At 40.3% G+C, this 20,430-nt stretch carries 22 protein-coding genes, 1 tRNA gene and 1 riboswitch; of the genes, 19 read left to right on the top strand and 4 right to left on the bottom strand.

Features of this window, described 5'->3' with window-relative positions:
• Positions 1 to 94 precede the first annotated feature (94 nt).
• Positions 95 to 1,189, top strand: coding sequence for a ferrochelatase (hemH, locus tag D8852_RS04805; RefSeq protein ID WP_125425502.1), 1,095 nt, complete (start codon positions 95 to 97; stop codon positions 1,187 to 1,189).
• A gap of 41 nt (positions 1,190 to 1,230) precedes the next feature.
• Here hemH and mscL read toward each other — a convergent pair whose 3' ends face one another.
• Both mscL and D8852_RS04795 read right to left on the bottom strand, forming a co-directional pair.
• The gene (gene mscL, locus D8852_RS04800; protein ID WP_000910206.1) at positions 1,231 to 1,611 is read right to left on the bottom strand and encodes a large conductance mechanosensitive channel protein MscL; all 381 of its coding nucleotides are present in this window, start codon (positions 1,609 to 1,611) and stop codon (positions 1,231 to 1,233) included.
• A gap of 84 nt (positions 1,612 to 1,695) precedes the next feature.
• Positions 1,696 to 2,127, bottom strand: coding sequence for a GtrA family protein (locus D8852_RS04795; protein WP_125425504.1), 432 nt, complete (start codon positions 2,125 to 2,127; stop codon positions 1,696 to 1,698).
• Between the two features lie 28 nt (positions 2,128 to 2,155).
• Positions 2,156 to 2,252: riboswitch (PreQ1 riboswitch) on the top strand.
• Here D8852_RS04795 and D8852_RS04790 point away from each other — a divergent pair.
• The 4 genes from D8852_RS04790 (at position 2,250) to dapA (ending at position 5,357) form a co-directional block, all read left to right on the top strand.
• Positions 2,250 to 2,759, top strand: coding sequence for a QueT transporter family protein (locus D8852_RS04790; protein WP_125425506.1), 510 nt, complete (start codon positions 2,250 to 2,252; stop codon positions 2,757 to 2,759). Its footprint overlaps the riboswitch before it by 3 nt.
• 105 nt (positions 2,760 to 2,864) lie before the next feature.
• Positions 2,865 to 2,937: transfer RNA gene (locus D8852_RS04785), tRNA-Thr, on the top strand.
• Between the two features lie 356 nt (positions 2,938 to 3,293).
• Positions 3,294 to 4,370: an aspartate-semialdehyde dehydrogenase gene (locus D8852_RS04780; RefSeq protein ID WP_125425508.1), complete on the top strand. Its 1,077-nt coding sequence runs from the start codon at positions 3,294 to 3,296 to the stop codon at positions 4,368 to 4,370.
• Between the two features lie 51 nt (positions 4,371 to 4,421).
• Positions 4,422 to 5,357 (top strand): 4-hydroxy-tetrahydrodipicolinate synthase, encoded by a 936-nt coding sequence (gene dapA / locus D8852_RS04775; RefSeq protein WP_125425510.1) that lies wholly within the window; start codon positions 4,422 to 4,424, stop codon positions 5,355 to 5,357.
• 46 nt (positions 5,358 to 5,403) lie between these two features.
• On the opposite strand, the gene mnmE is transcribed toward dapA, so the two are convergent.
• Positions 5,404 to 6,777: a tRNA uridine-5-carboxymethylaminomethyl(34) synthesis GTPase MnmE gene (gene mnmE, locus D8852_RS04770; RefSeq protein WP_125425512.1), complete on the bottom strand. Its 1,374-nt coding sequence runs from the start codon at positions 6,775 to 6,777 to the stop codon at positions 5,404 to 5,406.
• Between the two features lie 136 nt (positions 6,778 to 6,913).
• Positions 6,914 to 7,096, bottom strand: coding sequence for a 4-oxalocrotonate tautomerase (locus D8852_RS04765; protein WP_001117401.1), 183 nt, complete (start codon positions 7,094 to 7,096; stop codon positions 6,914 to 6,916).
• Between the two features lie 122 nt (positions 7,097 to 7,218).
• On the opposite strand from D8852_RS04765, the gene D8852_RS04760 reads away from it, so the two are divergent.
• The 14 genes from D8852_RS04760 (at position 7,219) to D8852_RS04695 (ending at position 20,353) form a co-directional block, all read left to right on the top strand.
• Positions 7,219 to 7,809 carry a thymidine kinase gene (locus tag D8852_RS04760; RefSeq protein ID WP_125425514.1) on the top strand — a complete coding sequence of 197 codons (591 nt, stop codon included), beginning with the start codon at positions 7,219 to 7,221 and terminating at the stop codon, positions 7,807 to 7,809.
• Positions 7,806 to 8,885 carry a peptide chain release factor 1 gene (prfA, locus tag D8852_RS04755; RefSeq protein ID WP_001028815.1) on the top strand — a complete coding sequence of 360 codons (1,080 nt, stop codon included), beginning with the start codon at positions 7,806 to 7,808 and terminating at the stop codon, positions 8,883 to 8,885. Before D8852_RS04760 ends, prfA begins: the two co-directional genes overlap by 4 nt.
• Positions 8,885 to 9,721 (top strand): peptide chain release factor N(5)-glutamine methyltransferase, encoded by an 837-nt coding sequence (gene prmC, locus D8852_RS04750; RefSeq protein WP_125425516.1) that lies wholly within the window; start codon positions 8,885 to 8,887, stop codon positions 9,719 to 9,721. The genes prfA and prmC overlap by 1 nt, the downstream gene beginning before the upstream one ends.
• Entirely contained in the window at positions 9,705 to 10,307 is a 603-nt protein-coding gene (locus D8852_RS04745; RefSeq protein ID WP_185755580.1) for an L-threonylcarbamoyladenylate synthase, read from the top strand. The genes prmC and D8852_RS04745 overlap by 17 nt, the downstream gene beginning before the upstream one ends.
• Position 10,308: 1 nt before the next feature.
• Complete coding sequence (locus D8852_RS04740; protein WP_125425520.1) at positions 10,309 to 10,740, top strand: GNAT family N-acetyltransferase; 432 nt, start codon at positions 10,309 to 10,311, stop codon at positions 10,738 to 10,740.
• A gap of 60 nt (positions 10,741 to 10,800) precedes the next feature.
• On the top strand, positions 10,801 to 12,057 hold the full coding sequence (gene glyA / locus D8852_RS04735) for a serine hydroxymethyltransferase (RefSeq protein ID WP_125425522.1): 1,257 nt from the start codon (positions 10,801 to 10,803) through the stop codon (positions 12,055 to 12,057).
• A gap of 7 nt (positions 12,058 to 12,064) precedes the next feature.
• Positions 12,065 to 13,039 carry a nucleoid-associated protein gene (locus tag D8852_RS04730; RefSeq protein ID WP_185755579.1) on the top strand — a complete coding sequence of 325 codons (975 nt, stop codon included), beginning with the start codon at positions 12,065 to 12,067 and terminating at the stop codon, positions 13,037 to 13,039.
• Positions 13,039 to 13,641 (top strand): lysozyme family protein, encoded by a 603-nt coding sequence (locus D8852_RS04725; protein ID WP_125425526.1) that lies wholly within the window; start codon positions 13,039 to 13,041, stop codon positions 13,639 to 13,641. The genes D8852_RS04730 and D8852_RS04725 overlap by 1 nt, the downstream gene beginning before the upstream one ends.
• 86 nt (positions 13,642 to 13,727) lie before the next feature.
• Complete coding sequence (locus tag D8852_RS04720) at positions 13,728 to 14,702, top strand: DUF1002 domain-containing protein (protein WP_125425528.1); 975 nt, start codon at positions 13,728 to 13,730, stop codon at positions 14,700 to 14,702.
• Positions 14,703 to 14,775: 73 nt separating this feature from the next.
• Positions 14,776 to 16,134: a 23S rRNA (uracil(1939)-C(5))-methyltransferase RlmD gene (gene rlmD, locus D8852_RS04715; RefSeq protein WP_125425530.1), complete on the top strand. Its 1,359-nt coding sequence runs from the start codon at positions 14,776 to 14,778 to the stop codon at positions 16,132 to 16,134.
• Between the two features lie 73 nt (positions 16,135 to 16,207).
• Positions 16,208 to 16,834, top strand: a complete 627-nt coding sequence (locus D8852_RS04710) for an SAP domain-containing protein (protein ID WP_125425532.1) — start codon at positions 16,208 to 16,210, stop codon at positions 16,832 to 16,834.
• A 165-nt stretch (positions 16,835 to 16,999) separates the two neighbouring features.
• Positions 17,000 to 17,881, top strand: a complete 882-nt coding sequence (locus D8852_RS04705) for a diacylglycerol/lipid kinase family protein (RefSeq protein WP_125425534.1) — start codon at positions 17,000 to 17,002, stop codon at positions 17,879 to 17,881.
• Between the two features lie 63 nt (positions 17,882 to 17,944).
• Positions 17,945 to 18,436, top strand: a complete 492-nt coding sequence (locus tag D8852_RS04700; protein ID WP_125425536.1) for a phosphoribosylanthranilate isomerase — start codon at positions 17,945 to 17,947, stop codon at positions 18,434 to 18,436.
• 177 nt (positions 18,437 to 18,613) lie between these two features.
• On the top strand, positions 18,614 to 20,353 hold the full coding sequence (locus tag D8852_RS04695) for a glycoside hydrolase family 13 protein (RefSeq protein WP_125425538.1): 1,740 nt from the start codon (positions 18,614 to 18,616) through the stop codon (positions 20,351 to 20,353).
• Positions 20,354 to 20,430: the final 77 nt, after the last annotated feature.

Genomic DNA, 20,430 nt, shown 5'->3' with positions numbered 1-20,430 from the left:
AGAGAAGTAAATAAAAAAAATGAATGAAAGCGTTTATTTATTATATATTTCATGGTAGAATGGTAATTGAAAAAAACATCACAAGGACATATCAATGAAAAAAGCAATTTTAATGATGACATTCGGTTCGCCGGAAGAGATTACATTTGAGAGTGTAGCGGATTTTTTTACCAATATTCGTCGTGGAATCAGACCCAAGGATCACGAGATTCAGACTCTTTATGACAATTATGTTCGTATAGGTGGTACGCCCCTGCAGAGGATTACACGTGATGAGGTCAGTTTAGTCAAGGAACGGTTAGGAGAAGAGTATGGCATCTACTTTGCTAACAAATTTTCTCGCCCCTTTATCCCTGATGTGATCAAGCAGATGGAGGCTGATGGTGTTGAAGAATGTATTTGCTTGATTTTAGAACCTCATTATTCCTTTTACTCAGTCATGGGGTATGAGAAGTTTCTGGAAAGCCAGCAGATCCGATTTTTAGTCATTAAGGATTGGTATCAACAACAGGCTTTGCTGGACTTTTGGACAGATGAGATTAACAAAATTTTACGAGACGATGTAAGAGAAGAATCTTTCAAGGTGATCTTTTCAGCCCATAGCGTCCCCATTTTTGCCTTGGATTATGGAGATCCTTATATCGATCAGATTTTTGATAATAGCAAGCTAATTGCTGAACAACTCGTCCTAACAGCCGACCAGTATACCAATACTTGGCAGAGCGAAAGCGATATTGGAATCCCTTGGATCAAGCCAGATGTTTTAGAATATTTACGAGAACAAAAGCAACATCCCGAGCATTATATTTTTGTCCCGATTAGTTTTATCAGTGAGCACATCGAAGTCTTGTTTGATAATGATGTGGAATGTTATGAGTTGTGTCAAGAATTAGGTGTCACCTACCATCGCCCACCTATGCCCAATACGGATAGCCGTTTAATTGACGCTTTAGTTGCTACTGTAAGAGCCAATGAACACAAAGAATTTAAGGAATTTCTCCCAGAAGAAGAAACTTTTGATGAGCTAGCTCCGTCAGCCACTACTAAGGATATTATGGAGGAGACAGATAACCTTCAGATGCCAGAATTTGTCAAAAAACTGATTGAGAAAAAAGGTCGTGAAAATGTGAAGATGCCTTACTTGATTAAGAAAATGCTAGAAAAGGCTGGTAAGTTGCCGAAAGACTAAAGAAAAAAGGATTTAGCATGAAGCTAGATCCTTTAATTGTTTTATTTTTTCTCAAGAAGAGCTTTGATTTCTTGAAGAACTTCAAGTTCAGTTGGAGCAGCAGGTGCTTCCTCAACCACTTCCTCTTTCTTACGAAGGTTTTGAGCTTTTTCCATAGCTTTAATAACGAAGAAGAGAACAGTACCTACAACAAGGAAGTTGATAATAGCACTCAAGAATTTACCATATGTAACACCATTCCATGCAAGCTCAGCGATGTTTTGTACTTTCGCAGCTTCCAAGGCTGGGTTCAATAGGAGTGGAGTGATGATGTCATTAACAAATGAAGTAACGATAGCACCAAAAGCAGAGGCGATGATCACACCGACAGCGAGGTCAACGACATTACCGCGAAGCAAGAATTCTTTAAGATCTTTTAACATTTTCATAATTTCCTTTCAAAAACTAATCTTAATTGTACCTGAAATACCTAAATATTGCAACCTTAATGCTTAATGACATCCATTTTATTTATAAAAAACGTATATTTTACTAAAAATATAATTAAGAATGATAATCAAAACCTGCGCAATTAGCGTTTCGATGGCATTAACCTGATCTAGTTGACCGTTGACAAATTGCCCGATAATATCGGGATAAGATGTAACAAAGATATAAGTTAAAAGAACGTCAAGACCAAGAGTAGAGAGACGAGCTAAGAAAAACTTAGCCAGGCGAGTCGGCCAGTTCCTTCTCTCTTGTTTAAAGACGATTGTATCATTTGTGAGAAAGGCAAAGAGAATACCGATAAGGTTTGCGAGTGCAGTTGCGAGGATTTCCTGGTGACTGATATGGTAGATAAACAAACGTGATAGGATAGATACTAGAGTAGTAGCACCACCAAAAAATAGGTAGGAGAGAATCTCGTTATCAAAGAAAGCTTTTATTAGTCTTTTCATGATTTTAGTATAGCATAAAGCTGGCTAATATGCTATACTAATAAGGTTGATAATCTCAACCCTTGGTGCTTAGCTTCTTTCACCAAGCATATTTTACGCGGGAAACCGTTAAAGGAGAAAACATGAAAAAATTAACTGTTCGTGATATGGCAGATATTGCTATTGTCGCTGCTATCTATGTGGTTTTGACCATCACCCCACCCCTTAATGCCATTAGTTACGGTGCCTACCAGTTCCGTATTTCAGAGATGATGAATTTCTTGGCCTTTTACAATCCTAAATATATCATCGGTGTGACGATTGGATGTATGATTGCTAATTTCTTTAGCTTTGGTCTAATAGATGTCTTTGTTGGTGGAGGTTCTACCCTATTTTTCCTAAGTCTAGGTGTATGGCTCTTTAGCAAATACAAAAATGACTATTTGTTCAATGGTTTGATTCGTAAAGATCATTTCTTCTTTTCAATCCTCTTCTCCATTTCAATGATTACCATTGCAGCTGAACTTCATATCGTTGCAGAGGCTCCATTCTTCTTTACATGGTTCTCTACTGGAATTGGTGAGTTTGCATCACTTATCGTAGGTGCGATTTTGATCAATAAACTGGGACAGCGAATCGATCTAACAAAATAAGAAGTCTATAAGCTAGATACTTGCCAAATCTAGCTTTTTTCATTCTATAAAATTAAAAGAGAGCGCTTGACAAGAACATAGAACTATAGTATACTTTTTAGGTAAGCTGATTTAGCTCAGTTGGCAGAGCGCATCCATGGTAAGGATGAGGTCGCCGGTTCAATCCCGGCAATTAGCATGATAGAAACGAAATGACCTTGGGAGACCAAGGTTTTTCTTATCTGCCTGTATAAATGAAGTTAAAACGTTTTGGCTGTTGACAAAAGTGACTCTATCTAGTAGAATAGTAGTTGCGATGAGTCGATAGGTAGTCTTCGGACTACTATTGAGCATAAGGAGGTCATAACGCAGGAGCGGACCTTGATGAGTTGTGTGAACCTGCTCATCACATGAAGATGCCTCTTAGTCCCTAGTCAATGACTAGGGATTTTTAATTTCAGAAAATAGAACCCAAAAATGCTTTTCAATTTTTAGAAAAAGTAGTATAATACTTCTATTATAGAAATTTTTAGAAAATTCCGAAAGAGGTTATTTATGGGATATACAGTTGCTGTAGTCGGCGCGACAGGTGCTGTCGGAGCTCAGATGATAAAAATGTTGGAAGAATCAACACTTCCAATCGATAAAATCCGTTACCTTGCTTCTGCACGTTCAGCTGGTAAGGCATTGAAATTTAAAGACCAAGATATTACGATTGAGGAAACGACTGAGACAGCCTTTGAGGGTGTTGATATTGCTCTCTTCTCAGCTGGTGGTTCTACATCAGCTAAGTATGCACCATACGCAGTTAAAGCTGGAGCAGTAGTAGTGGATAATACATCTTATTTCCGTCAAAATCCAGACGTACCTTTGGTTGTCCCAGAGGTCAATGCTCATGCACTTGATGCTCATAACGGAATCATTGCCTGCCCGAACTGTTCAACAATCCAAATGATGGTGGCGCTTGAACCTGTTCGTCAAAAATGGGGCTTGGACCGTATCATCGTTTCAACTTACCAAGCCGTTTCTGGTGCTGGTATGGGAGCGATTCTTGAAACACAACGTGAACTTCGTGAAGTCTTGAATGACGGTGTGAATCCACGTGATTTGCATGCGGAAATCTTGCCTTCAGGCGGTGACAAGAAACACTATCCTATCGCCTTTAACGCTCTTCCACAAATCGATGTCTTCACTGACAATGATTACACTTACGAAGAGATGAAGATGACCAAGGAAACTAAGAAAATCATGGAAGATGATAGCATCGCAGTGTCTGCAACATGTGTACGTATTCCCGTCTTGTCAGCTCACTCTGAGTCAGTTTATATCGAAACAAAAGAAGTGGCTCCAATCGAAGAAGTGAAAGCAGCTATTTCAGCCTTCCCAGGTGCTGTTCTTGAAGATGATGTAGCTCATCAAATCTATCCACAAGCCATCAATGCTGTCGGCTCACGTGATACCTTTGTTGGACGTATCCGTAAGGACTTGGATGCTGAAAAAGGAATTCACATGTGGGTTGTTTCAGATAACCTTCTTAAAGGTGCTGCTTGGAACTCTGTACAGATCGCAGAAACTCTTCACGAACGTGGATTGGTTCGTCCAACAGCTGAGCTGAAATTTGAATTGAAATAATGGTTTAGGAGTTCGAATGAACTCCTTCTTTGAAATAGAGAGGTGTTTCACATGTCTTACCAAGATTTAAAAGAGTGTAAAATCATCACGGCCTTCGTTACCCCTTTCCATGAGGATGGTTCCATTAACTTTGATGCTATTCCAGCTCTTATTGAACATTTATTGGCACATCACACAGACGGCATTCTTCTTGCTGGAACGACAGCTGAAAGTCCAACCTTGACCCACGATGAAGAGTTGCAACTCTTCGCGGCTGTGCAAAAGGTTGTCAATGGACGTGTTCCTTTGATTGCGGGTGTAGGTACCAATGACACACGTGACTCTATCGAGTTTGTCAAAGAAGTAGCAGAATTTGGTGGTTTTGCAGCTGGACTTGCTATTGTTCCTTACTACAACAAACCTTCTCAAGAAGGAATGTATCAGCACTTTAAGGCGATTGCAGATGCTTCAGATTTGCCGATTATCATTTATAACATTCCAGGGCGTGTGGTTGTCGAATTGACTCCTGAGACCATGCTTCGCTTGGCTGACCATCCTAATATCATCGGTGTTAAAGAATGTACCAGTTTGGCAAATATGGCTTACTTGATTGAACACAAGCCAGAGGAATTTTTGATTTATACTGGTGAAGATGGTGATGCCTTCCATGCTATGAATCTCGGTGCTGACGGGGTTATTTCTGTTGCATCTCATACAAATGGGGATGAAATGCACGAGATGTTTACTGCCATTGCCAAGAGTGATATGAAGAAAGCTGCAGCAATTCAGCGTCAGTTTATTCCAAAGGTTAATGCCCTCTTCTCTTATCCAAGTCCTGCACCAGTTAAGGCAGTTTTGAACTACATGGGATTTGCAGCTGGACCAACTCGTCTGCCTCTAGTTCCAGCACCAGAAGAAGATGCCAAACGCATTATCAAGGTTGTCGTAGATGGCGACTACGAAGCAACAAAGGCAACTGTAACAGGTGTCCTAAGACCAGATTATTAATGAAGACAATAAAATCCATGACCGAATGAACGATCATGGATTTTTCTTATTTTCCTAAACAGAATTGACTAAAGAGTTGGGTGATGAGTTCATCTGGAGCAGCATCACCTGTGATTTCACCGAGAATTTCCCAAGTACGAGTCAAGTCAACTTGAAGCAAATCAACTGGCATCCCCAGTTCAAGACCTTCGTTAACAGCTTGTAGGCTTTCAACTGCTTTTTCAATCAAGGAAATGTGACGAGCGTTAGATAGGTAAGTTGCATCTTGCTCGACTAAACCAGCATTTTCAAAGAAGAGGTTGTTGATGCGTTCTTCAATTTTATCGATGTTTTGGTTTTTAAGGACTGAAATGCGGATGACATCTTCTGGAAGTTCGGAAGTTTCAATCGCTTCTGGAAGATCAGTCTTGTTAAGAAGAATAATGCGATTAGTGTCCTGACTGATTTCTAGGAGTTGGCGGTCTTGGGCAGTCAGTGGTTCACTGGCATTTAGCACCAGTAGAACCAAGTCAGCTTCCTTGAGGGCTTTTTTAGAGCGTTCAACACCGATTTGTTCCACGATATCATCTGTGTCACGAATACCGGCTGTATCAATCAATTTAAGAGGAACACCGTTGATATTGACGTATTCTTCGATGACATCGCGTGTCGTACCAGCGATGTCAGTTACGATAGCCTTATCTTCACGCAAGAGATTGTTGAGAAGGCTAGATTTTCCAACGTTGGGACGACCGATGATGGCTGTGGAAATTCCTTCGCGAAGGATTTTACCGCGACGGGCTGTTCTAAGGAGATTGGTTAGCAATTGTTCAAACTCCATTGTCTTCTCTCGGACAATTGCAGTAGTAGCTTCCTCAACATCGTCATACTCAGGATAGTCGATATTGACCTCAACTTGGGCAAGTGTATTGAGGATTTCTTGGCGAGTATTGTTAATCAGTTCAGAAAGGGAACCGTCCAATTGTTTGACGGCAATGTTCATGGCTTTATCTGTCTTGGCACGGATGATGTCCATCACCGCCTCAGCCTGCGTCAAGTCCACACGTCCATTTAGGAAGGCACGTTTGGTAAATTCACCAGGTTCAGCCAACCGAGCTCCTTCACGGATAGCTAGCTGGAGAATTTCATTGGTCACCGCAATCCCACCATGAGTGTTAATCTCAATAATATCCTCACGAGTGAAAGTCTTTGGAGATTTCATAGCCCCAACCATGACTTCGTCCATAACCTTTCCTGTCTGAGGATCAACAATGTGTCCGTAGTTGAGAGTGTGGCTAGCAACCTTGCTTAAGTCTTTACCTTTAAAAATCTTTTGCGCAATAGCAAAACTATCTGTTCCGCTCAAGCGGACAATTCCAATGGCTCCTTCTCCAAGAGGAGTAGAGATCGCAGCGATGGTATCAAATTCACGTGTAATCATAATGTTTCCTTATTTAATAGCTCATTTCTTGGCAGTATTTCCAAGTTTCTTTTCAAATTGTAACAAATTTAAACTATTTCTTCAATGGAGGCTACTTGGGGATTGAAAAAGCCTAAGCAAATCTGCTTAAGCTAGCTTATTTGGTGCGCATTTCACCCTGAGGGAAGTAAGTTCCTTCTGGCATGTCGTTGATAATGACATGAACGGCTGATTGAGGTGCTCCAGTATTACGAACAACAGCTTCCGTTACTTCCTTAGCAAGAGCTTTCTTTTGCTCGAGCGTGCGTCCTTCAAATAAATCGATGCGTACAAATGGCATAATAGCTTCCTCCACTAGTTTTGTATTTCTTCTATTTTACCACATTTTGCCGTTTAAAGCTTCAGAAAATTATGATATACTAGAATGTAGCAAAAATTTAGAAATGGACGTGAAATAGAAGCATGGCACAGTTGTATTATCGTTATGGGACCATGAACTCTGGCAAGACGATTGAGATTTTAAAAGTGGCCTATAACTACGAGGAGCAAGGAAAAGGAGTTATCATCATGACTTCAGCTCTGGATACGCGTGACGGTGTTGGCTATGTATCTAGTCGGATTGGCATAAAACGCCCAGCCATTGCGATTGAGGAAACGACGGATATCTTTGGCTATATCCGAGACCTACCTAAAAAACCTTACTGTGTGCTGGTCGATGAGGCTCAGTTTCTCAAACGTCACCATGTTTACGACCTAGCTCGTGTTGTCGATGAGTTAGACATCCCTGTCATGGCATTCGGTTTGAAGAATGATTTTCGCAATGAACTATTCGAAGGTTCCAAACACCTCTTGCTATTAGCAGATAAGATTGACGAAATAAAGACCATCTGTCAGTATTGTAAGAAAAAGGCGACTATGGTACTCAGAACCCTAGATGGGAAGCCTACCTATGAGGGAGAACAAATTCAAATTGGTGGTAATGAAACCTATATCTCAGTTTGCCGTAAACATTATTTTGCCCCTGAAATCAATAAGGAGAATGAAGAAAAATGAACATCTATGATCAACTACAAGCTGTAGAAGACCGTTATGAAGAACTAGGAGAATTGCTCAGTGACCCTGATGTGGTATCTGATACCAAACGCTTCATGGAATTGTCCAAAGAAGAGGCTTCAACTCGTGATACAGTAACAGCCTACCGTGAGTACAAACAAGTCCTTCAAAACATCGTTGATGCCGAAGAGATGATTAAAGAGTCTGGAGGAGATGCGGACTTGGAAGAAATGGCCAAGCAAGAGCTCAAAGATGCCAAGGCTGAAAAAGAAGAATACGAAGAAAAACTAAAAATATTGCTCCTTCCAAAAGATCCAAACGATGACAAGAATATCATCCTTGAAATTCGTGGAGCAGCGGGTGGTGATGAAGCGGCACTTTTCGCTGGAGATTTGCTAACCATGTACCAAAAGTATGCTGAAGCACAAGGCTGGCGCTTCGAAGTCATGGAAGCTTCTATGAACGGTGTCGGTGGTTTCAAAGAAGTGGTTGCCATGGTTTCTGGTCAATCCGTTTACTCCAAACTTAAGTATGAATCAGGTGCCCATCGTGTGCAACGGGTCCCTGTGACAGAAAGCCAAGGTCGTGTTCACACCTCGACTGCGACTGTCCTGGTCATGCCTGAAGTAGAAGAAGTGGAATACGATATTGATCCAAAAGACCTTCGTGTTGATATCTACCACGCATCTGGTGCTGGTGGACAGAACGTCAATAAGGTTGCAACAGCCGTTCGTATCGTTCACTTGCCAACCAATATCAAGGTTGAAATGCAGGAAGAACGTACCCAGCAGAAGAACCGTGAGAAGGCCATGAAAATCATCCGTGCGCGTGTTGCTGACCACTTTGCACAAATTGCACAAGATGAACAAGACGCTGAGCGTAAGTCAACAATTGGTACTGGTGACCGTTCAGAACGGATCCGTACATATAACTTCCCACAAAACCGTGTCACAGACCACCGTATCGGTTTGACTCTCCAAAAATTAGATACCATTTTGTCTGGTAAATTGGATGAAGTTGTGGATGCCTTGGTTCTTTATGACCAAACACAGAAATTAGAAGAATTAAACAAATAATGAAATTAGCTCAATTATTTTCAGATTTTGAAGAAGAGTTGATAAGACAAGGAGAGGAAGCAGAAAGCCTCTCTTTTGTCTATCGTAGCGTAAAAAATCTCTCTTTTACAGACTTTGTCTTTGCCCTCCAGCAGGAAGTGACAAAAGAGGAAGAATTATTTTTAAAAGAAATTTTCCAGCAATTAGCAGCTCACAAACCAGCTCAGTATATCATTGGTCACGCAGATTTCTTTGGAATGCAGTTAAAAGTAGATGAGCGAGTTTTGATTCCTCGTCCAGAGACAGAAGAGTTGGTGGAGCTTATCCTGGCTGAAAATTCTGATGAAAATCTTAAGGTCTTGGATATCGGCACGGGAAGTGGTGCCATCGCCCTTGCTTTAGCAAAGAATCGTCCAGACTGGTCAGTGACAGCAGTTGATATTTCACAGGATGCACTAGATTTGGCAACTGAAAACGCTAAAGTTCAGAATTTCCAGATATTTTTTAAAAAATCTGATTGTTTTGCAGAAATTTCTGAAAAATATGATATAATTGTATCCAATCCACCCTATATCTCTCGTGAAGATGAGTCAGAGGTCGGTTTGAATGTTTTGCATTCAGAACCTCATCTAGCTCTCTTTGCAGATGAGGATGGCCTAGCTATTTACCGCAGAATTGTGGAAGATGCAAAAGACTATCTCAAAGATGGTGGTAAGATTTACCTTGAAATTGGATACAAGCAAGGTCAAAGTGTTTCCGATCTTTTTAGGAAATATCTTCCTGAAAAACGTGTAAGAACACTTAAAGACCAATTTGGTCAAGATAGGATGGTTGTAGCTGATGATGGACAGGATTAGACAAGAGTTGGAAAAGGGCGGAGCTGTCGTTCTACCTACAGAGACAGTTTACGGTCTTTTTGCTAAGGCCTTAGATGAAAAAGCTGTCGACCATGTTTACCAACTCAAACGTCGTCCTAGAGATAAGGCGCTCAATCTTAATGTCGCCTCTTTAGATGATATCTTGCACTTTTCTAAGAATCAGCCAGCTTATCTACAAAAACTTGTAGAGACCTTTTTACCGGGTCCCTTGACCATTATCCTTGAAGCAAACGACAGAGTTCCATATTGGGTCAATTCTGGTCTTGAAACTGTTGGATTTCGGATGCCAAGTCACCCCATTACGCTTGATTTGATTCGAGAGACAGGTCCCTTGATTGGGCCATCTGCCAATATCTCAGGTCAGGCAAGTGGAGTAACCTTTCAGGAAATTCTGAAAGATTTTGACCAAGAGGTTCTGGGTCTGGAAGATGATGCTTTTCTAACTGGACAGGATTCAACTATTTTGGATTTGTCTGGAGTCAAGGTGAAAATCTTACGCCAAGGGGCCATTAAGCGAGAAGATATTCTTGCTCAGTTGCCAGAGATTTCTTTTGAGGAGGAATGAGATGCTAAGAGATATACAAGAAACAGATGTGAAAGCCATTTGTGACATCAACCAAGAGACTTTGGGTTATACTTTTAGTCCAGAGGACACGGCTGGTCAATTAGCTAGACTATCTCAAGATTCCCATCATTTTCTACTTGGCTATGAGGATGCAGCCAGTCATGTCCTACTTGGATATGTCCACGCTGAGGTTTATGAATCTCTTTATTCCAAAGCAGGATTTAATATCTTAGCCTTAGCAGTTTCACCTCAAGCACAAGGGCAAGGTATCGGTAAAAGCTTACTGCAAGGGTTGGATCAAGAAGCAAAAAGACGAGGTTATGGGTTTATCCGCTTAAACTCTGCCGATCATCGTCTGGGTGCTCATGCATTTTATGAAAAAGTTGGTTATACCTGTGATAAAATGCAGAAACGGTTTATTCGCATCTTTTAGTTTATTTTCTTATTGGAGAACCAAACTAAAGGACCAGTTACACTATAAAGGAGAAGACCTATGATTTTTGACAAAGATGATTTTAAAGCATACGATGCTGATCTCTGGAATGCTATTGCCAAAGAAGAAGAACGCCAACAAAACAACATTGAGTTGATTGCTTCGGAAAACGTGGTTTCCAAGGCTGTTATGGCGGCTCAAGGGTCTATCTTGACCAACAAATATGCCGAGGGCTACCCAGGACGTCGTTACTATGGTGGAACAGATGTGGTAGATGTGGTAGAGACTCTTGCTATTGAACGCGCGAAAGAAATTTTTGGTGCTAAATTTGCCAATGTCCAACCTCACTCAGGAAGCCAAGCCAACTGTGCGGCTTACATGGCCTTGATTGAGCCTGGTGATACGGTTATGGGGATGGATTTGGCAGCAGGTGGTCACTTGACCCACGGAGCTCCTGTCAGCTTCTCTGGTCAAACCTACAACTTTGTTTCTTATAGTGTGGATCCTGAAACTGAGCTCTTGGACTTTGACGCTATCTTGAAACAAGCCCAAGAAGTAAAACCAAAACTAATCGTAGCAGGTGCTTCAGCCTATTCTCAAATTATCGACTTTTCAAAATTCCGTGAAATCGCAGACGCTGTTGGGGCTAAGCTCATGGTCGATATGGCTCACATTGCTGGTTTGGTTGCAGCTGGTCTTCACCCAAGCCCAGTTCCATACGCACATATCACAACAACAACGACCCACAAAACCCTTCGTGGACCACGTGGTGGTTTGATTTTGACCAATGATGAAGACTTAGCAAAGAAGATCAACTCAGCTATTTTCCCTGGTATTCAGGGTGGTCCTTTGGAGCATGTTGTTGCTGCTAAGGCCGTTTCCTTCAAAGAAGTTTTGGATCCAGCCTTCAAGGAATATGCTGCAAATGTTATCAAAAACAGCAAAGCTATGGTATCTGTCTTCTTGCAAGATCCTGATTTCCGTATCATTTCAGGTGGGACTGAAAACCACCTTTTCCTCGTTGATGTGACTAAGGTTGTTGAAAACGGAAAAGTTGCTCAAAACTTGCTAGATGAAGTTAATATTACCCTAAATAAAAACTCAATCCCATACGAAACCTTGTCACCATTCAAGACAAGCGGTATTCGTATCGGATCTGCAGCCATCACTGCACGTGGATTTGGTGAAGAAGAAAGCCGTAAAGTTGCTGAACTCATCATTAAAACCCTTAAGAATGCAGAAAATGAAGCTGTTTTAGAAGAAGTGAGAAGCGCAGTCAAAGAATTGACAGATGCCTTCCCATTATACGAGGACTAAAACTTTTATGGACATTTATATTAAGAAAGCCATTATCCATCAGTTCAGCCCAGATGATACTGAGTTGTTTCTAGCGGATAAGTTTCTCAATATCACTCCAAAAATCGAAGAATACTTGCGTAAAAAGATCGAACGTGTGTATTCAGATGAAGCCAAGACTGGGATTTTCGAAGAAGAAAATCCCTTCTTCAATTACATCACAGACGATTTGTTGGAGACGTCAGTAACACTGGCTAATCTCTGGAAAGAGGAATTTAGTATTTCTGAAAATCTCAAAACTAATGACTTGGTTTTTGTTCAGTTTTCTAAAGAAGGTGTAGAGCATTTCGCTTTCTTGCGAATTGCACTGCGAGAGACCTTGACTCACCTCGGTGGAGAAGTTGATAATCCAATCAAGCTAACTCAGAATAACTTGCCTGGATTTGGAACGGGGGCTGACGAGGCCTTGGTGGTCAATCTTCAAAGTCGCAAGTATCACCTGATCGAGAAAAGAATCAAGTACAACGGGGCTTTCCTGAATTATTTTTCAGAAAATCTCCTAGCCGTCGCCCCTAAGATCTCTCCCAAGAAATCCATCAAGGAACTGGAAAAAACGGCCCAGAGAATTGCTGAATCTTTTAACACAGATGATTTTCAATTTCAATCCAAGGTCAAATCAGCGATTTTCAATAATCTAGAAGAAAGTAATGAACTGTCACCTGAAAAATTGGCTAACGACCTTTTTGACAACAATCTGACAGCTCGTTTGAGCTTTATCGATCAGGTCAAGGAAGCTGTACCAGAACCAGTCCAGTTCGATGAAATTGATGCCAGTCGCCAATTAAAAAAATTTGAAAACCAAAAACTTTCCTTGTCAAACGGAATCGAACTTATCGTTCCAAATAATGTTTACCAAGACGCAGAATCGGTCGAGTTTATCCAAAATGACAATGGAACCTATTCTATCTTAATCAAAAATATCGAGGATATTCAAAGTAAATAATGTTTAAATTACTACGAAGAGTGCTAGTACTAGCAGTCTTCCTTTTCGCTGTCTATAAAGTTTACCGAGTTCACCAAGACGTCAAGCAAGTCATGACCTACCAACCCATGGTTCGAGAAGTCCTTAGTGAAAGAGATACTCCAGCCAATGAAGAGCTTGTGCTCGCCATGATTTATACCGAAACGAAAGGAAAAGAAGGCGATGTCATGCAATCTAGTGAGTCTGCTAGCGGTACTACAAATACTATCAATGACAATGTGACGAGCATTCGTCAGGGGATTCAGGCATTGACTGATAATCTCTACCTAGCTCAGGAAAAGGGCGTTGATGTCTGGACAGCTGTGCAAGCCTATAATTTTGGTCCTGCTTATATCGATTTTATCGCTCAAAATGGCAAGGAAAATACCTTGGCACTAGCCAAGCGTTACTCCCGAGAAACGGTCGCTCCAATCCTAGGTAATACTACAGGGAAGACCTACACCTATATCAACCCTATTTCTATCTTCCACGGAGCTGAACTCTATGAAAATGGTGGAAATTATTACTACTCGAGACAGGTTCGATTTAATCTCTATATCATGAAATTCTTTAATTTCTTTTAAACATCTGGTTTTACCAGGTGTTTTTCACTATAAGCTTTCTTTAAGATTGATTTATTACCCTAGAAAGGTAAAGGAGGGAATATCCCATGAGAAAGAAATTCTTTCTAACAAGTGCTGTAGTATTGTGGGCCGCAACAGCTATGACGAGCGTCCACGCAGCAACCGATGTTCAAAAAGTAATCGATGAAACCTATGTACAACCTGAATATGTCCTAGGTTCTTCTCTATCTGAAGACCAGAAAAACCAAACCCTTAACAAACTTGGCTATGACGCATCGAAAGACACCAAAGATATCAAAACTATGACACCTGATATCTATTCGAAAATTATGAATGTGGCTAATGATGCTAGTTTACAGCTCTATTCGTCAGCTAAGATTCAAAAGCTGGGGGATAAGTCGCCTCTAGAAGTCAAGATTGAAACGCCTGAAAATATCACCAAGGTGACGCAGGATATGTACCGTAACGCAGCAGTGACGCTGGGAGTGGAGCATGCCAAAATCACAGTTGCGGCCCCCATTCCAGTTACAGGAGAGAGTGCCCTAGCAGGGATTTATTACTCGTTAGAGGCCAATGGAGCTAAAGTACCACAAGCCAATAAAGACTTGGCTCAAGAAGAGTTAAAAGCCTTGTCAGATATCAATGCTGAAAACAAGGACAAGTCAGGCTACGATGCCAATAAACTCAATGTCGCTTTGGCAGATATCAAGGCAGGAATCGCAAAAGCAAAAGAAGCCAAAGGTAATCTGACAGAAGAAGATGTCCGTAAAATTGTAGAAGACACACTAAAAAACTACAAACTCGATCAGGTTATAACAGGAAACCAGGTCAATATCATCATCAATTTTGCACTTAATCTCTCAAAGAGTGACATTTTGAACAATGCTGATTTCACTAAAACCCTAAACGACCTCAAGGAAAGCATTGTTTCTCAAGCTGGAGATAGCTTTAAAAATATCAACCTCAACTTTGATGCCAATAAAGCGCTAGAAGACGGGGGCAACTTCTTTAGCTCCCTTTGGCAAGTCATTGTCAACTTCTTCAAGAGTTTTGGTGCTTAGGTCATTTCATGATATAATAGATGGTAACAGAAATGTTGCCGTCTTTTTTGTCGGCTGATAGAAAGTGAAAAATATGTTAAAGAAAAATGATATTGTAGAAGTTGAAATTGTTGATTTGACCCATGAAGGTGCTGGGGTCGCTAAGGTAGATGGTTTGGTTTTCTTTGTAGAGAATGCTCTACCAACTGAGAAAATACTCATGCGTGTCCTTAAAGTCACTAAAAAGATTGGTTTTGGGAAAGTTGAAGAATACCTTGTTCAGTCACCTTATCGTAATCAAGATCTAGATTTGGCTTACCTGCGTTCAGGAATTGCAGACTTGGGTCATCTTGCCTATCCAGAGCAGCTCAAGTTTAAAACCAAGCAAGTCAAAGATAGTCTCTACAAGATTGCTGGTATTAGGGATGTAGAGGTCGCTGAAACACTAGGTATGGAAAATCCAGTCAAGTATCGAAATAAGGCGCAGGTGCCTGTTCGTCGAGTGAATGGTGTCTTGGAAACTGGATTTTTCCGTAAGAATTCGCATGACCTCATGCCACTCGAAGATTTCTTTATCCAGGATCCTGTGATTGATGGGGTAGTAGTAGCCCTACGTGATTTACTTCGTCGGTATGACTTGAAACCTTATGATGAAAAGGAACAGTCTGGCTTGATTCGCAACCTCGTTGTGCGTCGTGGGCACTACTCAGGACAAATCATGGTTATTTTGGTAACCACTCGTCCTAAAGTTTTCCGTGTCGACCAGTTGATCGAGCAACTAATCAAGCAGTTCTCAGAGATTGTGTCTGTCATGCAAAATATCAACGATCAGAATACCAATGCGATTTTCGGTAAGGAGTGGCGGACACTTTATGGTCAAGACTACATTACTGACCAAATGTTGGGAAATAACTTCCAAATATCTGGACCAGCCTTCTATCAGGTCAATACTCAAATGGCTGAGAAACTCTATCAAACAGCCATAGACTTTGCTGAGCTAAGAGAAGATGATATTGTTGTTGATGCCTACTCAGGAATTGGAACCATTGGCTTATCCGTTGCAAAGCATGTCAAGGAAGTCTATGGTGTAGAGGTTATTCCAGAAGCGGTAGAAAATAGCCAGAAAAATGCTGTATTAAACAATATTACAAATGCCCACTATGTCTGTGACACAGCTGAAAATGCCATGAAGAAATGGCTCAAGGAAGGTATTCAACCAACCGTTATCTTGGTCGACCCACCACGCAAGGGTTTGACCGAGAGCTTTATCAAAGCAAGCGCTCAAACAGGAGCAGACCGCATTGCCTATATTTCCTGCAATGTCGCAACCATGGCGCGTGATATCAAACTCTACCAAGAATTGGGATATGAGTTGAGGAAAGTCCAGCCGGTGGACTTGTTTCCACAAACGCATCACGTCGAGTGTGCTAGCTTGTTAGAGAAACGCAGCTAATCCTCAAAATAAAGAAACTAAAACTCCATTATTTTGAGATGACAACCTAAATTGACTTTAAGGAGGTAAAATATTGATAGAAAGCAGACCTGAGTTTGATAAAATCACATCGTTTGATGAGTTCAATAAATACTATTGGTATCGAGATGAACTTTCACAGATATGCAAGTCATTAGGGCTTGAATATAGAGGGACAAAACAGGAACTTAATGATATTATTAAGCATTACTTTAAGGGGAATTTGATTAAAAAATCATCAATAAAAAGGAATAAGAAACGAGTAGAAGTCGTTACCTTGGACACACCCTTGCTTGAATGTGGATTCTCCTTTAATGCACACTTTAGAGAATATTTCTCAACTTTAACAGATGTTTCACCCTTTAAATTTACTGCTGATATGGCCACTGCTTGGAGAAAAGTAAAAAGAGAAAATGATTTGAGTTTTACAATTCAAGATATGCTAAAAGTTTATTATGGAAATTCAGACTATGCCAAGTATGACCATTCGGTTTGTCAATGGAATCAATTTCTAAAGGATTTCTATGCAGACGAAAATAGTAGCAACTACTCAAATAAACTAAAAGTAGCTTCCATTCTATGGAAAGAAGTTAGAAATTCAAAAAATGAAAAAATTTATTCAAAGAATCTTTTGACTGAATATGCTGATAAAATAAAAGAGTATGGCGAGGTAGTTAAATAGAAGTGACTTGCTTTTGATAATCTGAATTTTAAACTAGCTATTATACATTAATGCCCAGTACGTCAAAGTTCCCTTTTCTGAGGTTTCATTATATAATAGCATTATATGTAATGACTGATGTAGTTACACTAACATTTCTATTTAAAAATTAAAGGAGTATTATCAATGAAAAAAGCAATGTTAATTATCAACCCTACCTCTGGTGGGGAAAAGGCTTTGGATTATAAGGTTAAGCTGGAGAATAAGGCCAAAGATTATTTTGAGCACGTGGAAACCAAAATTACCGAAAAAGCGCTGGATGCAACACACTTTGCTGAGGAAGCGTCTCGTGAACAGTACGATGCAGTGCTTGTTTTCGGTGGGGATGGGACTGTCAATGAAGTTATTTCGGGTATTGCTGAGAGAGACTACACTCCGAAGTTAGGGATTATCCCTGGCGGTACGGGCAACCTCATTACGAAACTGTTGGAAATCAATCAAGACATCGATGGCGCGATTGATGAACTTGATTTTAACTTAACCAATAAGATTGATATTGGTAAAGCAAATGACAACTATTTTGGTTATATCTTTAGTATTGGTTCTCTGCCTGAGGCGATTCACAATGTGGAAATCGAGGACAAGACAAAATTCGGTATTTTAGCCTATGCTGTAAATACCATGAAGTCTGTCATGACGGATCAGGTCTTTAACATTAAGGTTGAGACAGAAAATGGAAATTATGATGGTGAAGCGAGTCATGTTTTGGTTCTCTTGACAAATTACTTCGCTGATAAGAAAATCTTTGAAGAAAACAAGGATGGCTACGCCAATATTTTGATTCTAAAAGATGCTTCTCTATTCTCTAAATTATCTGTCATTCCTGATTTACTAAAAGGGGATGTTGTTGGCAATGATAATATTGAGTATATCAGAGCGCGCAATATTAAGATCTCTTCAGATAGTGAATTGGAGTCAGATGTTGACGGCGATAAGTCGGATAATCTACCTGTAGAAATTAAAGTCCTAGCTCAACGAGTAGAAGTATTTTCAAAACCGAAAGAGTAGAAGGTAAAAATTAGTTTATTGTTCACAACGAAATTAAGTTCTATATCAACGATTGGAGGAGGAATGAATTCTCTATTTGATGAATTTCGAATAATTTGTTCACATTTAAACCAAGTCGGAATCACTCCGACGCTCATGGGGTCTTTGGGGTTTGAATACCGTTCAAATGAAGAATGGCAGCCGTCTGACATTGACATTCATGTGCCTGGTGACCCTAGAGGTTGGGAAGCGCCTGATCATCTCAGGATTTATGAGTGGGAAAAGATAATGAAAGTGATGAACCGCTTAGGCTACACCTTAATAGATATTCATGAGCACGAATTCCAAAAAGATGGCGTGAGCGTTGAATTTGGAAGTATTGATTCCTTACCTGATTTTGCGGGAGTTTCGGAATCAGATATAGAGTTGATTCATCTCGAGGACATCACGTTTCGTGTTCCAAGTTTGGAACAGTATTTCAGTATATACAAGGCTTCTTCCCAAGATTCCTATCGAAATGACCACAATAACTATAAAGATTTTAAAAAGATAGATTGGCTAGAAAGACATTTGTAAATCATCAATCTGAAAGTAGTAGGTATTAAGACTTACTGCTTTTTTATATCCTCAAAAACAATCCACTCGAAACTACGGATTAGTCTTGAAAATAAAATTTTAAAGTAGTATACTAGAATCACAATTGTGAAAACGTTTGCGTCGCAAATGAACTCAAGTTAATTAGGAGACAAAACAGTGGAATTAACAGCCATTTACCATAGACCGGAGTCGGAGTATGCTTATCTTTATAAAGACAAGACAATGCACATTCGCATTCGAACGAAAAGAGGAGATATTGCAAGTATCAACTTGCATTATGGAGACACTTTTATCTTTTTAGAGGACCATTATGAAGCAATCAAGGAGATGGTCAAAGTAACTTCTGATGCCTTATTTGATTACTGGCAAGCGGAAGTTTCAGTTGGCTATGCACGACTCCAGTATCTCTTTGAACTCAAGGATAAGCAGGGTCAGAGTATTTTGTATGGCGATAAGGGATGTGTTGAAAATACGCTAGAAAACCTTCATTATGAAGGAAATGGCTTTAAAATTCCGTATATCCATGAGATTGATGCTTGCCACGTTCCTGACTGGGTAGCAGAGACGGTATGGTACCAGATTTTCCCAGAACGTTTTGCTAATGGGAACCCTGAGATTTCTCCAGAAGGGGCCCTAGCTTGGGATTCCTCTATCAAACCAAAAACGAGCGATTTCTTTGGTGGTGATTTACAAGGTATTATTAACCATCTGGATTACTTGCAAGATTTGGGCATTACAGGACTTTATCTCTGTCCGATTTTTGAATCCCCAAGCAATCACAAGTACAATACGACGGATTATTTCGAAATTGATCGTCATTTTGGAGATAAGAAGACTTTCCGAAAACTGGTGGAGGAGGCCCATCAGAGAGGCATGAAAATCATGCTGGACGCTGTTTTCAACCATATCGGTGACCAATCGCTACAGTGGCAGGATGTTCTCAAGCATGGTGAAGATTCTATTTATAAAGACTGGTTCCATATTCAAGACTTTCCAGTCGTTAAAGAAAATCTCGTTAATAAAAGAGAACTATCCTACCATACCTTTGCCTTTGAGAGCTATATGCCTAAGCTCAATACGGCAAATCCTCAAGTGAGAGACTATTTGTTGAGCGTTGCGACCTACTGGATTGAAGAGTTTGATATCGATGCTTGGCGCCTGGATGTGGCCAATGAAGTCGACCACCAATTTTGGCGAGATTTCCGTAAGGCTGTCTTGGCTAAAAAGCCCGACCTTTATATTCTTGGAGAGGTCTGGCACACCTCCCAGCCTTGGTTAAATGGCGATGAATTCCACGCAGTTATGAACTATCCTCTGTCTGATAGTATCAAGGATTATTTCTTGCGAGGGATTAAGAAGCCTTATCAATTTATCGATGAAATCAATAGCCAGTCTATGTACTATAGACAGCAGATTTCGGAAGTGATGTTCAATCTCTTGGATTCGCATGATACGGAGCGTATTTTGGCTACTGCCAAGGGAGATAGCCAACTTGTTAAGTCTGCCCTAGCCTGCCTCTTTTTACAAAGGGGAACTCCGTGTTTCTACTATGGAACCGAGTTAGAGTTAGATGGAGGACCAGATCCAGATTGTCGTCGCGTTATGCCTTGGGAACGTGTTTCCGACAGCAATGAAATGCTTAATTTCATGAAGAAATTGATTCAGCTTCGTAAGGATGCTTCAGACATTATCCAACATGGAATCTACAACCTGAAAGAAATCAAGCCTGATGTGCTAGCTCTAGAATGGAATTATGATGGACAAAAGGTCCGAGCTATTTTTAACCAATCAACTGAAAACTATCTTGTAGATCGTGAGTCTGTAGTACTAGCAAGTCATTGCCAAGAATTGGAGCAGCAACTGGTGATTTTGCCAAAAGGATTTATTGTATTTTAGGATGATACGATGGTTTAATATAACATTATTTATAATTTTTCCTTGCTGAAGTTTCTGTACAAATATTAAAACTAAGA

It is taken from the genome of Streptococcus mitis (assembly GCF_003942695.1).
GTDB lineage: Bacteria > Bacillota > Bacilli > Lactobacillales > Streptococcaceae > Streptococcus > Streptococcus mitis_BD.
The sequence above is the reverse complement of the archived record's forward strand: the minus strand, read 5'-3'. Positions and strand labels throughout refer to the sequence as shown.

Excerpts from the sequence above, each read along its gene's own strand:
- hemH (WP_125425502.1), top strand. The coding sequence starts at position 95 with ATGAAAAAAGCAATTTTAATGATGACATTCGGTTCGCCGGAAGAGATT.
- mscL (WP_000910206.1), bottom strand. The coding sequence starts at position 1,611 with ATGTTAAAAGATCTTAAAGAATTCTTGCTTCGCGGTAATGTCGTTGAC.
- D8852_RS04795 (WP_125425504.1), bottom strand. The coding sequence starts at position 2,127 with ATGAAAAGACTAATAAAAGCTTTCTTTGATAACGAGATTCTCTCCTAC.
- D8852_RS04790 (WP_125425506.1), top strand. The coding sequence starts at position 2,250 with ATGAAAAAATTAACTGTTCGTGATATGGCAGATATTGCTATTGTCGCT.
- D8852_RS04780 (WP_125425508.1), top strand. The coding sequence starts at position 3,294 with ATGGGATATACAGTTGCTGTAGTCGGCGCGACAGGTGCTGTCGGAGCT.
- dapA (WP_125425510.1), top strand. The coding sequence starts at position 4,422 with ATGTCTTACCAAGATTTAAAAGAGTGTAAAATCATCACGGCCTTCGTT.
- mnmE (WP_125425512.1), bottom strand. The coding sequence starts at position 6,777 with ATGATTACACGTGAATTTGATACCATCGCTGCGATCTCTACTCCTCTT.
- D8852_RS04765 (WP_001117401.1), bottom strand. The coding sequence starts at position 7,096 with ATGCCATTTGTACGCATCGATTTATTTGAAGGACGCACGCTCGAGCAA.
- D8852_RS04760 (WP_125425514.1), top strand. The coding sequence starts at position 7,219 with ATGGCACAGTTGTATTATCGTTATGGGACCATGAACTCTGGCAAGACG.
- prfA (WP_001028815.1), top strand. The coding sequence starts at position 7,806 with ATGAACATCTATGATCAACTACAAGCTGTAGAAGACCGTTATGAAGAA.
- prmC (WP_125425516.1), top strand. The coding sequence starts at position 8,885 with ATGAAATTAGCTCAATTATTTTCAGATTTTGAAGAAGAGTTGATAAGA.
- D8852_RS04745 (WP_185755580.1), top strand. The coding sequence starts at position 9,705 with ATGATGGACAGGATTAGACAAGAGTTGGAAAAGGGCGGAGCTGTCGTT.
- D8852_RS04740 (WP_125425520.1), top strand. The coding sequence starts at position 10,309 with ATGCTAAGAGATATACAAGAAACAGATGTGAAAGCCATTTGTGACATC.
- glyA (WP_125425522.1), top strand. The coding sequence starts at position 10,801 with ATGATTTTTGACAAAGATGATTTTAAAGCATACGATGCTGATCTCTGG.
- D8852_RS04730 (WP_185755579.1), top strand. The coding sequence starts at position 12,065 with ATGGACATTTATATTAAGAAAGCCATTATCCATCAGTTCAGCCCAGAT.
- D8852_RS04725 (WP_125425526.1), top strand. The coding sequence starts at position 13,039 with ATGTTTAAATTACTACGAAGAGTGCTAGTACTAGCAGTCTTCCTTTTC.
- D8852_RS04720 (WP_125425528.1), top strand. The coding sequence starts at position 13,728 with ATGAGAAAGAAATTCTTTCTAACAAGTGCTGTAGTATTGTGGGCCGCA.
- rlmD (WP_125425530.1), top strand. The coding sequence starts at position 14,776 with ATGTTAAAGAAAAATGATATTGTAGAAGTTGAAATTGTTGATTTGACC.
- D8852_RS04705 (WP_125425534.1), top strand. The coding sequence starts at position 17,000 with ATGAAAAAAGCAATGTTAATTATCAACCCTACCTCTGGTGGGGAAAAG.
- D8852_RS04700 (WP_125425536.1), top strand. The coding sequence starts at position 17,945 with ATGAATTCTCTATTTGATGAATTTCGAATAATTTGTTCACATTTAAAC.